The organism is Photobacterium piscicola, from assembly GCF_900166965.1.
Taxonomy (GTDB): Bacteria; Pseudomonadota; Gammaproteobacteria; order Enterobacterales; family Vibrionaceae; genus Photobacterium; species Photobacterium piscicola.
The window spans coordinates 259,710-274,407 of record NZ_FUZI01000002.1 but is presented as its reverse complement, the minus strand read 5'-3'; the positions used below and the strand labels follow the sequence as shown (position 1 = coordinate 274,407).

General features: G+C 39.7%; 15 protein-coding genes. 13 read left to right on the top strand and 2 right to left on the bottom strand.

Annotated elements, in window-relative coordinates; genetic code table 11:
* Positions 1–14 precede the first annotated feature (14 nt).
* Positions 15–743 carry a carboxy-S-adenosyl-L-methionine synthase CmoA gene (gene cmoA / locus CZ809_RS07475; protein ID WP_080156802.1) on the bottom strand — a complete coding sequence of 243 codons (729 nt, stop codon included), beginning with the start codon at positions 741–743 and terminating at the stop codon, positions 15–17.
* Between the two features lie 353 nt (positions 744–1,096).
* Here cmoA and bla point away from each other — a divergent pair, with 353 nt between their 5' ends.
* Positions 1,097–1,960, top strand: coding sequence for a class A beta-lactamase (bla, locus tag CZ809_RS07470; protein WP_080156801.1), 864 nt, complete (start codon positions 1,097–1,099; stop codon positions 1,958–1,960).
* Positions 1,961–1,980: 20 nt separating this feature from the next.
* Here bla and CZ809_RS07465 read toward each other — a convergent pair whose 3' ends face one another.
* Positions 1,981–2,874 (bottom strand): DUF72 domain-containing protein, encoded by an 894-nt coding sequence (locus CZ809_RS07465; protein WP_080156800.1) that lies wholly within the window; start codon positions 2,872–2,874, stop codon positions 1,981–1,983.
* Between the two features lie 325 nt (positions 2,875–3,199).
* Here CZ809_RS07465 and aspS point away from each other — a divergent pair, with 325 nt between their 5' ends.
* The 12 genes from aspS to tolA all read left to right on the top strand — a co-directional run bounded on the left by aspS (position 3,200) and on the right by tolA (position 14,697).
* Positions 3,200–4,981 carry an aspartate--tRNA ligase gene (aspS, locus tag CZ809_RS07460; protein WP_080156799.1) on the top strand — a complete coding sequence of 594 codons (1,782 nt, stop codon included), beginning with the start codon at positions 3,200–3,202 and terminating at the stop codon, positions 4,979–4,981.
* Positions 4,982–5,209: 228 nt separating this feature from the next.
* On the top strand, positions 5,210–5,731 hold the full coding sequence (gene ruvC / locus CZ809_RS07455) for a crossover junction endodeoxyribonuclease RuvC (protein WP_080156798.1): 522 nt from the start codon (positions 5,210–5,212) through the stop codon (positions 5,729–5,731).
* 200 nt (positions 5,732–5,931) lie between these two features.
* Positions 5,932–6,555: a Holliday junction branch migration protein RuvA gene (gene ruvA / locus CZ809_RS07450; RefSeq protein WP_080156797.1), complete on the top strand. Its 624-nt coding sequence runs from the start codon at positions 5,932–5,934 to the stop codon at positions 6,553–6,555.
* A gap of 27 nt (positions 6,556–6,582) precedes the next feature.
* Entirely contained in the window at positions 6,583–7,599 is a 1,017-nt protein-coding gene (ruvB, locus tag CZ809_RS07445; RefSeq protein WP_080156796.1) for a Holliday junction branch migration DNA helicase RuvB, read from the top strand.
* A gap of 949 nt (positions 7,600–8,548) precedes the next feature.
* Positions 8,549–10,135, top strand: coding sequence for a cytochrome ubiquinol oxidase subunit I (gene cydA, locus CZ809_RS07440; RefSeq protein WP_080156795.1), 1,587 nt, complete (start codon positions 8,549–8,551; stop codon positions 10,133–10,135).
* A gap of 18 nt (positions 10,136–10,153) precedes the next feature.
* A complete protein-coding gene (cydB, locus tag CZ809_RS07435) occupies positions 10,154–11,290 on the top strand; it encodes a cytochrome d ubiquinol oxidase subunit II (protein WP_080156794.1) in 1,137 nt (378 codons plus the stop codon).
* A 14-nt stretch (positions 11,291–11,304) separates the two neighbouring features.
* Positions 11,305–11,412: a cytochrome bd-I oxidase subunit CydX gene (gene cydX / locus CZ809_RS07430; protein WP_080156793.1), complete on the top strand. Its 108-nt coding sequence runs from the start codon at positions 11,305–11,307 to the stop codon at positions 11,410–11,412.
* The gene (locus CZ809_RS07425) at positions 11,405–11,707 is read left to right on the top strand and encodes a cyd operon YbgE family protein (RefSeq protein WP_235865856.1); all 303 of its coding nucleotides are present in this window, start codon (positions 11,405–11,407) and stop codon (positions 11,705–11,707) included. Before cydX ends, CZ809_RS07425 begins: the two co-directional genes overlap by 8 nt.
* Positions 11,708–11,979: 272 nt before the next feature.
* Positions 11,980–12,384 carry a tol-pal system-associated acyl-CoA thioesterase gene (gene ybgC / locus CZ809_RS07420; protein WP_080156792.1) on the top strand — a complete coding sequence of 135 codons (405 nt, stop codon included), beginning with the start codon at positions 11,980–11,982 and terminating at the stop codon, positions 12,382–12,384.
* Positions 12,385–13,071 (top strand): protein TolQ, encoded by a 687-nt coding sequence (tolQ, locus tag CZ809_RS07415; RefSeq protein ID WP_080156791.1) that lies wholly within the window; start codon positions 12,385–12,387, stop codon positions 13,069–13,071.
* Positions 13,072–13,077: 6 nt separating this feature from the next.
* Positions 13,078–13,530: a protein TolR gene (tolR, locus tag CZ809_RS07410; protein ID WP_080156790.1), complete on the top strand. Its 453-nt coding sequence runs from the start codon at positions 13,078–13,080 to the stop codon at positions 13,528–13,530.
* 3 nt (positions 13,531–13,533) lie between these two features.
* Positions 13,534–14,697 (top strand): cell envelope integrity protein TolA, encoded by a 1,164-nt coding sequence (tolA, locus tag CZ809_RS07405; RefSeq protein ID WP_080156789.1) that lies wholly within the window; start codon positions 13,534–13,536, stop codon positions 14,695–14,697.
* Position 14,698 lies beyond the last annotated feature (1 nt).

The window sequence follows — 14,698 nt, the reverse complement described above, 5'->3', positions numbered from 1 at the left end:
TGGAACTATAAACCTTATTTAATCGCAAACATTGAGCCAAAATTGAAGCATTGGAACCATACTTCAGAGCTAGAAAAACCGATATTATTAAAACGTTGTTTGTGCGTTTCAATACTATCTGGACGCATTACATTTTCAATAGCACTACGTTTTTGGCTAATTTCTAATTCGCTATAACCATTGGCTCGTTTAAAGTCGTGATGAAGATCGATCAGCAACTCATTGGCGCGTTCATCATCAAATATATATTTTTCCGATAAGATCAATATACCGCCAGGGCGTAGACCAGCATAGATTTTCTCTAATAATGCGAGACGATCTTCGGGAGATAGAAATTGGAGAGTAAAGTTAAGCACGACAACGGAAGCATCTTGAATATCAACGTGACGAATATCTGCTTCAATAACTTGTACGGGGGTTTCAGAACGGTAGGCATTCACTAATAAACGGCAACGCTCAACCATTGCAGCTGAATTATCAATCGCGATAATTTCACAGCCTTCCTGATCAATATGACGACGCATCGATAAAGTGGCAGCACCAAGTGAACAACCAAGATCGTATACTTTCGAATGCGGCTTAGCAAAACGTTCAGCAAGCATGCCAATAGCAGAAATGATATTACTATAGCCGGGTACTGAACGTTGAATCATGTCTGGGAAAACTTCAGCGACACGTTCATCAAACGTAAAGTCACCCAGTTTTGCAATTGGCGTAGAAAAAATATTATCGTGGCTTGCCATTCTCACGAACCTCATCATATATAAAGAACAGGTATCCTACAGGGACTACGATAGTGGCTGGTTTAAAGCGCTCTATCAGGTGATCCATCACCTTTGAAAGGTCGCGTATTGTAGATAAAATAGCATCATTTGTCTTTAACAATTGTTGAATGAGTGGCGGTTAGTGGTGTTAATGATTTATTTGATGGATGTAATTTTAAGTGCGAATCTGGAGAGGTATTCTTTTATAAATTGCGATCAATTGATTGTAGGTCTTTATAAAAAACAATGTTAATGGTTCGTGAATGACCGATTGTTATTGATAAATTTATTCTTTAGAATTCAGCGGTTTTTATTACTTTAATGGATCTAAAATGAAACGATGTTGGGTGTTTAGCTTATTAGCCTTATTTTCATATGCGTCATCAGCAGCTAATTTGGAACAGTATTTACGTGATACTGAACAGCAGATTCAGGGGCAAATTGGTGTTGCTGTGATAGATACTCAGAATAACACGCAATGGAATTTTAATGGTTCTGAGCGTTTCCCAATGATGAGTGTATTTAAAACATTAGCTTGCGCGAATGTGTTATATGACGTGCAACAAAATACATTAAGTTTGACTCAGAAGATTGATGTTACAAAAGCGGGATTAATTAATTGGAATCCGATTACGCAAAATTTTGTTGGTGGCCAAATGTCACTGCAAAGTGTGTGTGGTGCTGCAATGTTAATGAGTGATAATTATGCGGCGAATTTAGCGTTAGAGCTGATTGGTGGCCCTCAAGGTTTAACGACTTTTTTACGTACGATTGGTGATAATAATACGCGACTTGATCACTTTGAGCCGAAGCTAAATTATGTTGAGAAAGGGGCTAAAAATGATACGACAACGCCTATCGCAATGATGAATACCGTCAAAAAATTATTAATTGGCAATGTGCTTAATGCTGAAAATAAAGCGCAATTACAATTATGGATGACGAATAATATGGTCTCTGATGGGTTAGCGCGTGCTGTGCTTCCCCAAGGATGGAATATTGCAGATCGTAGTGGCGGTGGTGTCAATGGATCTCGCACGTTAACCGCAATGGTATGGAATAAAGATCATCAACCTGTGTTTATTGGTATTTTTATTGCCAATTCAAAACTTAAAACACTGCCTGAGCTTAACAAAGTAATGGTAGCTATCAGTGAAAAGATTTTTCATCAATATCATATCGTTGCTCAAAAATAATCATCACAGTTAGCTAATAGCTATAGCAGTGTAATTTGTTGCTGTGACTGTTGATGGATTGGTATACCTAAATCGGGTAAGCAGACCGTCGAGCATAATTGGTTTTGTAAGCGTTGATATAAGCGTAGTGCTGATTCTGGTGCTGCATTATTATCGGGTGAATGGATAAATAAATACGGTTGTTTTCCTTCGGCTATCCATAACGGTAGTCGTTGGAGCCAATTTTTAAAGAAAGGGTCATTGTTGCTATCATTGGGATGACCAATAAAACGGATAACAGGGTTGTTTGCAGTGGCGATAGCATGAACCGGCACATGGGGCTTTTTTCGTTGCGCATCTATAATTACCTCAGAGGTGGGTGTTGCAGAAAAAAGCGGCCGACTATCCATAATAATACGATTGCTACGGTGTTCAATTAACAAGCGGTTCAACGCTTGTTCGGCTGAGCCTTTGGCAAAAAAATCTGGGTGTCGAACTTCAACCCCTGTTGTTAGATGGCTTGGGAATTTGGCTAAAAATTGTGCCAAAATAGGCAGGGAATCAGGTCCAAATTGAGCTGGAAGTTGAATTTTCCAAATAGCCGTTTTGGGTGCTAAGACATACATTGTTTTTAAAAAATCAGCGACGGCTTGATCACAATGGCGTAATTGTTGTTGATGAGTAATGGTTTGCGGTAGTTTAAACGTAAATCGAAAATCATGCGGCGTTGCATCATGCCATTTTTGTACTGTTGCCATACTCGGTATAGCATAAAATGTGGTATTGCCTTCTACTGTTGAAAATACATCAGCATAACGAGCTAAGCGCTCACCACTTTTGCAGCCTTTACCATATAAACTATGAATCCAGTGATTATGCGACCATTGTGCTAAGCCTATTCGAAGTGGTTGTACTTTAGCTGCGGTTAATGTCATCTGAAGTCCACGCCATTGATATAAGACTTTAGGATTTTAGCGTAACTCATCCTAAAAAGCCTAAATAACCATGACTGAAAAAGAATTAATTACGATTCCATTTTTGATTGGCGGTAGATCATGCGAATAAACGTGCTGTTCACTTCGCAAACTGAGGCTGTTTGGGTATAATAGCTTGTTATTTTTGCCTCTTGGCCTGCTTGCTATCCAATTTTATGCGTAAATTAGACAGCAAGCGGTCGGGATTGAACCAGTTGTACTTGGGCTAGCAGTGAGCTGTGACTCGAGTACGAACATGCTAATACAGATAGATTGGGAATTTCTTATGCGCACCCATTATTGTGGACACCTAAATAAGTCCCTTGCAGGACAAACAGTAGATTTATGCGGTTGGGTTAACCGTCGCCGTGATTTGGGCGGTCTTATCTTTATTGATATGCGTGATCGCGAAGGTGTGGTTCAGGTTGTTATTGATCCTGATATGACAGAGATCTTCGGACTAGCAAACCAATTACGTAACGAGTTTTGTATTCGTCTAACGGGTGAAGTGCGTGAGCGTCCTGAAAGCCAATGTAATAAAGACATGGCTACAGGTGAAGTTGAAATTTATGCAACTGGCCTTGAGATCATCAACCGTTCAGAAGCGTTACCTCTAGACTTCAACCAAAAGAACTCAGAAGAACAACGTCTAAAATACCGTTATTTAGATCTTCGTCGTCCAGAAATGAGCGACCGCATCAAGCTACGAGCTAAAGCATCAAGCTTTGTTCGTCGTTTCCTTGATGATAATGCTTTCTTAGATATTGAAACTCCAGTACTAACTAAAGCAACACCAGAAGGTGCGCGTGATTACTTAGTACCAAGTCGTGTACATAAAGGTAAATTCTACGCATTACCACAATCACCACAGCTATTTAAGCAATTGTTGATGATGTCTGGTTTTGACCGTTACTACCAAATCGTTAAATGTTTCCGTGATGAAGATTTACGTGCTGATCGTCAGCCTGAATTTACTCAAATCGATATCGAAACATCGTTCATGTCAGCGGATCAAGTACGTGCGACAACTGAAAAAATGATCACAGAAATGTGGAAAGAGCTACTAAATGTAGATCTTGGCGCATTCCCTGTTATGTCATTTGAAGAAGCCGCTCGTCGTTTTGGCTCTGATAAGCCAGATCTACGTAACCCTCTAGAGTTAGTCGATGTTGCGGATATTGTTAAAGATGTTGAGTTCCAAGTATTCTCAGCACCAGCAAATGATCCTAAAGGTCGCGTTGCTGTTATCCGTGTTCCGGGTGGCGCATCTCTAAGTCGTAAGCAAATTGATGAATACACTAAGTTTGTAGGTATTTACGGTGCTAAGGGCTTAGCATGGATGAAGGTTAACGATCGTGCTGCAGGTATTGAGGGTGTTCAATCTCCAGTAGCTAAGTTCCTAAACGCAGAAATTGTTGAGAACTTACTTGAGCGTACTCAAGCAGAATCTGGCGATATTATTCTATTTGGTGCTGATAGCAAGCGTGTTGTTACAGAAGCGATGGGTGCACTTCGTCTTAAACTGGGTGAAGATCTAGCGCTAACTGATAAGTCTGCATGGAAACCACTTTGGGTTGTTGATTTCCCAATGTTTGAAGAAAATGAAGATGGTTCATTGTCTGCAATGCACCACCCATTTACTTCTCCATTAAACCTAACACCAGAAGAATTAGCGGCTAACCCTGCTGATGCATTATCTAATGCATACGATATGGTTATTAATGGTTACGAAGTTGGTGGCGGTTCAGTTCGTATTCACAACTCAGCAATGCAATCGACAGTGTTTGATATTCTAGGTATCTCAACTGAAGAGCAACGTTTGAAGTTTGGTTTCTTACTTGATGCACTACAGTTTGGTACACCACCACACGCAGGTCTTGCATTTGGTCTTGACCGTTTGGTAATGCTACTTTGTGGTACTGATAACATTCGTGATGTTATTGCATTCCCTAAAACAACCGCAGCGGCATGTCTATTAACAGACGCGCCAAGCCTAGCAAATCCAGCTTCATTGGAAGAACTTTCAATTGCGGTTAATATTGCAAAAAAGAAAATTGATCAAGAATAAGTAAGTTAAATTACTTAATTTGATTAACTTAACTATTATTAATCTCATTAACGATAGTTAATAACAGGCCGACCCTTAGCAATAAGTGGTCGGCTTATTTTTATGTTTATACCAATGTTTATACAGAGTTATCAATATGAGTGCTGAGTCATTGTTTATATATCAGCTGCTGAGATAACTAACTGCAATAAACTATTGGTGTATTAAGCAAATGGTAATATTGGATTCATGTCTGTCATTTTAGGTATTGACCCGGGTTCGCGTATTACGGGATACGGGGTTATTCGACAAGTTGGTCGTAAGCTAGAATATTTAGGTAGCGGCTGTATTCGTACATCATGCCCTGATATTCCTGGCCGATTAAAACAGATTTACGCAGGGGTTTCTGAGGTTATTACTCAATTTCAACCCGACTGTTTTGCGATTGAACAAGTGTTTATGGGTAAGAATGCCAGCTCTGCCATTAAGCTTGGACAAGCCCGTGGCAGTGCGATTGTGGCGGCGGTGAATGCTGATCTTCCTGTAAGTGAATATGCTGCGCGATTAATAAAACAAGCTGTCGTAGGTAATGGTGGCGCAGATAAAGTTCAGGTACAACACATGGTGTGTTCGGTACTTAAACTTGATGGGACACCGCAAGCCGATGCCGCCGATGCTTTAGCTATTGCTATATGTCATGCGCATACTCATAAAACGCTAATCGCGATGGCCGGTAAAGCAACCAGCGCTCGCCGTGGTCGATACCGTTAATTTATTCACATTGCAATGAATATTGTGGTTAGGTAATTGTGGTCATAAAAAGCAGCTGTGGCTGCTTTTTTATTGGGTTGGTTATTTTTATAGTAATAAGATGGCGTGTTGTTTGATGATGACATGCATAAAGGGCTGGATATTGATCCAGTAGTTTACTATTCTAGTGCCAGTTTACTTCCTATTATAGAGATGATGTTGTGATTGGCCGACTACGCGGAATTGTGATTGAAAAACAGCCCCCAGAAGTATTACTTGAAGTGAGCGGTATTGGTTATGAAGTTTCTATGCCAATGAGCTGTTTCTATGAGTTACCTGAGTTAGGCCAAGAAGCGATTATTTTTACTCACTTTGTCGTGCGTGAAGATGCCCAATTATTGTATGGCTTTAATAAAAAAAGTGAGCGCGAATTATTCCGCGAGGTTATTAAAGCCAATGGTGTTGGCCCTAAATTAGGCTTAGCGATTTTATCAGCCATGACCGCCAGCCAATTTGTGCGCAGTGTTGAATTAGAAGATGTATCGACATTGGTTAAAATTCCAGGTGTGGGTAAGAAAACTGCTGAACGATTAGTGGTTGAGATGAAAGATCGTCTCAAAGGATGGGGCGAAGGGGATCTCTTTACGCCGGCTCTTGATACTGCCGCATCCAATGCTGCAATTCAGAACCCATCAAATCAAGCTCGCGCTGAAGATGAAGCTGTTAGTGCATTGATTGCTTTAGGATATAAACCACAAGTTGCAGCGAAAGTTGTGGCTCAAGTTGCACAACCTGAAATGACCAGTGAAGCGATGATTCGTGATGCATTACGTTCAATGGTGTGATCACACATTCTGTAATAGGTATTTATTATGATTGAAGCCGATAGACTGGTTTCGAGTAATTTCGAGACACCGCGCGAAGACGACATTATTGATCGTGCTATTCGTCCTAAGTTACTGAATGATTATCAAGGTCAGGATCATGTCCGTGATCAAATGGAAATCTTTATTCAAGCCGCAAGATTGCGAAATGAAGCGCTTGACCACTTATTGATTTTTGGTCCTCCAGGTTTAGGTAAAACGACCTTAGCGAATATTGTTGCTAATGAGATGGGAGTGAGTATTCGTACCACATCTGGACCTGTGCTTGAAAAAGCCGGTGATTTAGCCGCGCTATTAACCAACCTTGAAGAAAATGATGTGCTATTTATTGATGAAATCCATCGTTTAAGCCCACAGGTTGAAGAAATACTTTATCCAGCAATGGAAGATTACCAATTAGATATCATGATTGGCGAAGGCCCTGCAGCGCGGTCGATTAAAATTGATTTACCACCTTTTACTTTAATCGGTGCAACAACGCGGGCGGGATCGCTAACATCACCATTACGGGATCGTTTCGGTATAACTCAGCGATTAGAATATTACAAAGTTGAAGATCTAAAAGATATCGTCTCACGAAGTGCGAGTTACCTTGGTTTATCACTTGATGATGGCGGCGCGATGGAAATGGCAATGCGTGCTCGTGGTACTCCGCGTATTGCTAACCGTTTATTACGTCGTGTGCGTGATTACGCAGAAGTCAAAAGTGATGGTCATATTTGCCCTGATATAGCCAATAAAGCCCTTGATATGCTTGATGTTGATAGTAGTGGCTTTGACTATATGGATCGCAAATTATTGATGGCGATTATTGAGAAATTTATGGGGGGACCCGTTGGACTTGATAACTTAGCCGCTGCAATTGGTGAAGAAAAAGACACTATTGAAGATGTGCTTGAACCTTATTTAATCCAGCAAGGTTTTTTACAGCGCACTCCTCGTGGACGTATTGCAACTCAGCGTGCTTATTTACATTTTGGGCTTGATATACCCAAGAAAAAATAAGAAGAAAGATAATGAATGTATAAAAAACGAGACTATTAATGTCTCGTTTTTTTATATCTCGATTTTATGGATGATATTTCTAATAAACAAGTAATAAAAAACGTTCAACAAGAATGTTATTAAAAATAACATTGATTACTATTTAATAACGGTGTTATTACTTTAAATAGAAAATGAGTAGGGCATTTTTATTTTAAAAAGCTATATATTGGTATTAAAAAACAACAATACCTGAAAAATATTTACTCATAATCAAAATCTATTTAATCCAAAATGATCGACTAAGAAAATAATGATGAATAACGGCTATCAATGGGACAAGTAACATTTTGTTCTATATGGTTTTTTATTTATAAATTGTAAGTTTTTATTATGGAATTATTATAATCACCTTATTTTTGTAATGTTTTCTACGAATGTATTTATGCGTCAGTGGAATTCTGCAAAACTTTGTTTCATAATACTTTTCTTAGATTTGTTGAACAATCAAATTACAGTAAAGCAGTGGGTGGTTATGAAGGAATAGGAATAGATTATATTGTGATATGACAGTATTAAAGATAGATATTAAAAATATAAACATTGTAATTTGTGGCATAGCGCCAAAAAAATGCATTATTTATTGATGTAGATCATACTTGGTGCTGTCGATATCTTGCGGTGATATTTTATTTGATAAATATCAAAGCAAAACTATTAATAAATACTTTGAAGATTATTGCTGATATCTGTAATATTAGCCTTGACTTTATTAGCTGTAGAATAATAACAGTAAAACAATATTTTTGATACAAAGCTGCAACAAATAAGATGGCCGTTATTATCAATACGATAAATGCGATCAGAAATATCACCAATATTGCGGTTTGTTATCTACGATTGGCTAAGCCCAATAATCGGTACACTGTGTAGTACTGCGCCAGTCAGCTGGTGAAAAAAGGAGTTATCAATGTTCACTGATGTCGTCGAACTATCGCGGTTACAGTTCGCATTTACTGCGATGTATCACTTTTTGTTCGTTCCCCTGACTCTAGGTATGGCTTTTTTACTTGCCATTATGGAGTCAGTTTATGTTATGACAGGCAAGCAAATCTATAAGGACATGACAAAGTTCTGGGGTAAGCTTTTCGCGATTAACTTTGCATTGGGTGTGGCTACAGGCCTATCCATGGAATTCCAGTTTGGTACAAACTGGGCTTATTACTCTCATTATGTTGGTGATATTTTCGGTGCGCCTTTGGCTATCGAAGCCCTGATGGCGTTTTTCCTTGAATCCACTCTAGTCGGTATGTTCTTTTTTGGCTGGGATCGTCTATCAAAACGTCAACACCTTACAGTGACATGGTTAGTTGCATTAGCATCTAACTTCTCTGCATTGTGGATCCTAATCGCTAATGGTTGGATGCAAAACCCTGTAGGCGCGGATTTCAACTATGAAACCATGCGTATGGAAATGGTGAGCTTTGCAGAAGTTATCTTTAACCCTGTTGCTCAAGTTAAATTCGTTCATACCGTAGCTTCTGGCTATGTTTGTGGTGCGATGTTTATTCTTGGCGTAAGTTCATACTACATGCTTAAAGGGCGTGATATTGCCTTTGCTCGTCGTTCATTTGCAATTGCTGCTGCTTTTGGTCTTGCATCAATCGTTTCAGTAATGATTTTGGGTGATGAATCAGGTTATGAACTAGGTGATGTTCAGAAAACAAAATTAGCAGCAATTGAAGCTGAATGGCACACTGAACCCGCACCGGCAGCCTTCACCGCGTTTGGTTTCCCGAATCAAGAAACAATGGAAACAGATTACGCAATTAAGATTCCATATCTAATGGGTATTATTGCAACGCGTTCACTTGATACTCAAGTAATGGGTATTCGTGATCTTAAGAAGCAACATGCGGTACGTATTCGTAACGGTATGGTGGCATATGGTTTACTTGAGAAATTACGTTCAGGTGAAAGAACACCAGCAAATGTTGCAGCTTTCAATGAAGTAAAAGGTGACTTAGGTTATGGCTTATTATTGAAGCCGTACACTGATAAAGTTGTTGATGCGACACCAGAGCAAATTCAAAAAGCTGTTGATGACTCAATTCCACGTGTATGGCCGCTATTCTTTAGCTTCCGTATCATGGTGGGTGCAGGCTTCCTAATGTTTGCCATTATTGGTGCTGCATTTGTACAGTCTTGCCGTCATAAAATCACAGGTAACAAGTGGGTACTTAAAGCTGCATTGTTTGGTATTCCATTACCTTGGATTGCAATTGAAGCGGGTTGGTTTGTTGCCGAGTATGGTCGTCAACCATGGGCTGTTGGTGAAATTCTACCAGTACATATGGCCGCATCAAATCTTGAACCATCACAATTATGGTTCTCGCTAGCTGCAATTTTCGGACTATATACTCTGTTCTTGATTGCTGAAGTGTACTTGATGCTTAAGTTTGCACGTTTAGGTCCAAGTAGCTTGAAAACAGGTCGTTATCATTTTGAGCAAAAAGATACAGCACAAGATGTGGTTTCACGTCAGGTTGAAGTGTAAGCAGGGAGAAACAGAATAATGTTTGATTATGAAAGCTTGCGAATCATTTGGTGGGTACTAATTGGTGTATTGTGCATCGGTTTTGCAATCACAGATGGTTTTGATATGGGCGTCGGTATGCTGTCACCAATTATTGGTAAGACAGATAACGAACGTCGTGTAATGATTAACTCAATTGCACCGCACTGGGATGGTAACCAAGTTTGGTTGATCACCGCGGGTGGTGCGTTATTTGCAGCATGGCCATTAGTTTACGCAACGGTATTCTCTGGTTTTTACGTTGCAATGATTTTAACATTAGCCTCTCTTTGGTTACGTCCGTTAGGTTTTGATTACCGTTCTAAGCTGACTGATCCAAAATGGCGTGGCTTATGGGATAAAGCAATCTTTGTTGGTAGCTTTGTACCGCCAGTTATTTTTGGTGTGGCTTTTGGTAACTTAATGCAAGGTGTACCGTTTGAAATAAACGAATTTATGATGACGACGTATACTGGGTCATTCTTTGGTTTATTGAATCCGTTTGCCTTACTTTGTGGTGTTGTTAGCCTATTGATGGTTATTACTCAAGGTGCAACTTTCCTACAAATGAAAACAACGGATGCTATCCATGCGCGTGCGCGTAATGTTGCAGCAATCTCTGCAATATTAATGGCTGTTGTGTTTATCATTGCTGGTTTTGTCTCTCAAGGCATTAATGGTTATGTGATTACATCTCAAGTATTACCAAATGTAGCATCAGATCCATTAACGAAAGACGTTGTTCGTCAAGTGGGTGCGTTATTCATTAACTACCATAACTACCCAGTATTGTGGATTGCTCCAATCATTGCTGTCGTTATGCCTTTACTAACAGCGTTATGTTCTCGCGCTGAACGTGCAGGCTTTGCTTTCTTGTTCTCAAGCTTAACGGTTTTAGGTGTGGTGTTAACGTTTGGTTTTGCAACATTCCCATTCATTATGCCATCAAGCTTAAATCCAAATGTAAGTTTGACTATTTGGGATGCAACATCATCTGAATACACATTACAGATTATGACAGTAGTAGCATTTGTTATGGTACCTGTAATCTTGGCTTACACCTCATGGTGTTACTACAAAATGTTTGGTCGTCTTGATACTAAATATATCGAAGACAACAAGACTTCACTGTACTAAGGAGTAGACGAACTATGTGGTATTTTGCTTGGATTTTAGGTATTTTACTGGCTTGTTCATTCGGTATTGTCAACGCATTATGGCTTGAAACGACTGAAAATATGGATAAAGACAGTGAGTAAGATAGATCGTGCGGTTAAGCTAATTCATGCACCTTTGAGCGTGTTACCTCTTAAATTATTAGCAGTAGTAATGGCGTTGACTATTACTGGGCTATTAATGTGGGAACCGCATCAATTTGCCAAAGATATTGGTGGATTTAGTGCAGGTTTAGCACCGTTGATGATTTGGGCAACCTGTAGCGCAATGGTATTTGGCATGGGTTTTGTTCCTCATCGATGGTATTTCCAGGTGTTCTTTACACCGTATATCGCACTGCCTATATTGCTTTATATTCTCGGATTACGTTTTTTATAACACTTAATCTGTAGAGCTAAAAAGCCTGTTACCGTAATGGAACAGGCTTTTTTTATAGGAGTAAATTGTAACCATTTTTAACAATTCGGTTTTAATGCATGATAACTGAACAGAATTGTGATTTGATTGTCAGAACCTACTGACAAATTTCATTTTTCAGTTAAATGCGGTTATCTATTCGCTCCATGATAACTATCAACGGATGACTTAGGGTATAGTAGTGTCAAGCGCGATTGTTAGTACTGTGTAGGCATGACGGTTATGGATACTAAATGAAAGAACAAGATATTTTTAAATGGCCGATTACCATTTATTATGAAGATACAGATGTTGGCGGGGTGGTCTATCACGCTAATTACTTGAAATTTTTTGAACGAGCTCGAACTGAGTTATTACGTTACATAGGCTTAAATCAGCAGCAATTATTTGCAGATAAAATGAGTTTTGTTGTACGTAGCATGAATATCGATTTTATTCGTGGTGCTAAATTAGATGATCAACTGGTTGTTAATACCACGATTGAAAACGCACGTCGTGCATCAATAACGTTTAATCAAGAGCTGGTTAATGATAATAATGTAGTATTTTGCCGTGCCGTTGTAAAAATTGCTTGTATTGATCCAACCATCATGAAACCAATAGCGTTACCTGCACAATTAAAGCTGGAGAACAATTAAGTGAACTCAGAACTAACCATTTTAGACCTTTTTTTACAAGCAAGTTTGTTGGTAAAACTGGTTATGCTTATTTTACTTGGAATGTCGATTGCTTCTTGGGCAATGATCATTAAGCGTTCACAAGTTTTAAAAAGTGCTGAACGTAATGCAACTCAATTTGAAGACCGATTTTGGTCTGGTATCGATCTTTCGCAGCTTTATCAAGAAGTACAACAACGTAAAGATGATCTTTCTGGATCTGAGCGAATTTTCTATTCAGGTTTTAAAGAATTTGCGCGCTTACATCGCAGTAATGGCCGTGTGCCTGAAGCGGTAATGGAAGGTACTGGACGTGCTATGCGTGTTTCACTATCAAAAGAAGTTGATGAGTTAGAAACCAATTTACCATTCCTTGCTACTGTTGGTTCAATCAGTCCTTATATTGGTCTTTTTGGTACCGTATGGGGCATTATGACGGCATTTATTGCTCTGGGTGCCGTAAAGCAAGCAACATTAGCTATGGTAGCTCCAGGTATTGCTGAAGCTTTGGTTGCGACAGCGATGGGTCTATTTGCTGCAATTCCAGCAGTTATGTTTTATAACCGCCTTACTAACAAAGTGACTAAACTTGAACATACTTATGCCACTTTTATGGAAGAGTTTTCAAGTATTTTACACCGTCAGGCATTTGCAGCGAATCAGGAGTAATAAGCAATGGCTTATCAACCGAAGAAACGCAAAATGACGGCAGAAATCAATGTCGTCCCTTATATTGACGTTATGTTGGTTTTATTAATTATCTTCATGGTTACAGCACCGTTTGTAAGCCAAGGAGTTGATGTTGATTTACCTAAAACACAGACTTCTGAAACAATCGCACAGTTAAACCAAGATAACGATACACCTCCTATCATTGTTGAAGTTGATAAAGATGGCAATTTAGGGGTGAGCATCAATAATGATGATATGGCGCATGGCTTGAGCCTCGATGAATTAATTGCTCGAGTAAAAGCAGAGCTTGCTAGCAATCCTAAAACGTTAGTAATGGTTGGGGGTGATGGACGCACACCTTATTCAAATATAGTCGAAACCTTGGATGCGCTAAGCCATGCTGGAGTTGGATCGGTAGGTTTAATGACTGATCCATTAGATAAGCCTGGAAATTAAGGCATGAAAAAGAGTAATTATTCGACATCAGTCATTATATCTGTCTTCGTACATGCACTGTTTATTGTGCTGTTATTATGGGGTGCTGATTTTACCTTCGATAAAAAACCATCGGTCGGTAATACTATTCAAGCGACGATGATTGATCCTGCTATCTTGAATCAACAAGCTCAGCAAATTCGTCAACAGCGCCAAGCAGCAAAAGATGCAGAACAAGCTCGTCAAGCCCGTTTAAAGCAACAAACTGAAGCACTTGAAGCACAACGTAAAGCCGATGCCGAACGTATCCGTCAATTAAAAGAGGATAAGTTAACGGCTGAAAAGGCAACCCGTGAAGCTGAAAAACAACGTCAATTGCAGCAGCAACAAGCTGAAGAAGCTAAGGCGAAAGCAGAAGTTAAAGCGAAGGCAGACGCTAAAGCGAAAGCAGAAGTTAAAGCGAAGGCAGACGCTAAAGCGAAAGCAGACGCTAAAGCGAAAGCAGACGCTAAAGCGAAGGCAGACGCTAAAGCGAAGGCAGACGCTAAAGCGAAGGCAGACGCTAAAGCGAAGGCAGACGCTAAAGCGAAAGCAGATGCTAAAGCTAAGGCAGACGCTAAAGCGAAGGCAGATGCTAAAGCGAAGGCAGACGCTAAAGCGAAGGCAGACGCTAAAGCGAAGGCAGACGCTAAAGTGAAGGCAGACGCTAAAGCGAAGGCAGACGCTAAAGCGAAGGCAGATGCTAAAGTGAAGGCAGACGCTAAAGCGAAGGCAGACGCTAAAGTGAAGGCAGATGCAAAAGCCAAAGCAGACGCTAAAGCCAAAGCACAAGCTAAACAAGACGCAGCACTCAATGATATGTTTTCAGGACTAGAAGCTGAAAATGAACAACGAGGTGGTGCGCGAGGTAAGCATATTGCTGATGAAGTGGCACGTTATGGCACTATTTATAAGCAAATGATTCAACAAAATCTATTGGTTGATCAAAGCTTTAAAGGTCAAGAATGTAAGTTAACCTTACGTTTGTCAGCGAATGGTTTAGTGTTAGATGTTTCACAGTTAGCGGGAAATAATACACTTTGCCGTGCTGCTAAATCTGCAGTATTACAAGTAAGTGAATTTCCGATGCCAGATAACCCTGATGTGGTTAAACAATTACGGGTTATTAACTTAACGGTTAGTCCATAGT

Bases quoted from the DNA above. Each gene is read 5' to 3' on its own strand.
- bla (WP_080156801.1), top strand. From the start codon at position 1,097: ATGAAACGATGTTGGGTGTTTAGCTTATTAGCCTTATTTTCATATGCG.
- ybgC (WP_080156792.1), top strand. From the start codon at position 11,980: ATGAAAGAACAAGATATTTTTAAATGGCCGATTACCATTTATTATGAA.
- ruvB (WP_080156796.1), top strand. From the start codon at position 6,583: ATGATTGAAGCCGATAGACTGGTTTCGAGTAATTTCGAGACACCGCGC.
- cmoA (WP_080156802.1), bottom strand. From the start codon at position 743: ATGGCAAGCCACGATAATATTTTTTCTACGCCAATTGCAAAACTGGGT.
- aspS (WP_080156799.1), top strand. From the start codon at position 3,200: ATGCGCACCCATTATTGTGGACACCTAAATAAGTCCCTTGCAGGACAA.
- ruvC (WP_080156798.1), top strand. From the start codon at position 5,210: ATGTCTGTCATTTTAGGTATTGACCCGGGTTCGCGTATTACGGGATAC.
- cydX (WP_080156793.1), top strand. From the start codon at position 11,305: ATGTGGTATTTTGCTTGGATTTTAGGTATTTTACTGGCTTGTTCATTC.
- tolA (WP_080156789.1), top strand. From the start codon at position 13,534: ATGAAAAAGAGTAATTATTCGACATCAGTCATTATATCTGTCTTCGTA.
- CZ809_RS07465 (WP_080156800.1), bottom strand. From the start codon at position 2,874: ATGACATTAACCGCAGCTAAAGTACAACCACTTCGAATAGGCTTAGCA.
- tolR (WP_080156790.1), top strand. From the start codon at position 13,078: ATGGCTTATCAACCGAAGAAACGCAAAATGACGGCAGAAATCAATGTC.
- cydA (WP_080156795.1), top strand. From the start codon at position 8,549: ATGTTCACTGATGTCGTCGAACTATCGCGGTTACAGTTCGCATTTACT.
- cydB (WP_080156794.1), top strand. From the start codon at position 10,154: ATGTTTGATTATGAAAGCTTGCGAATCATTTGGTGGGTACTAATTGGT.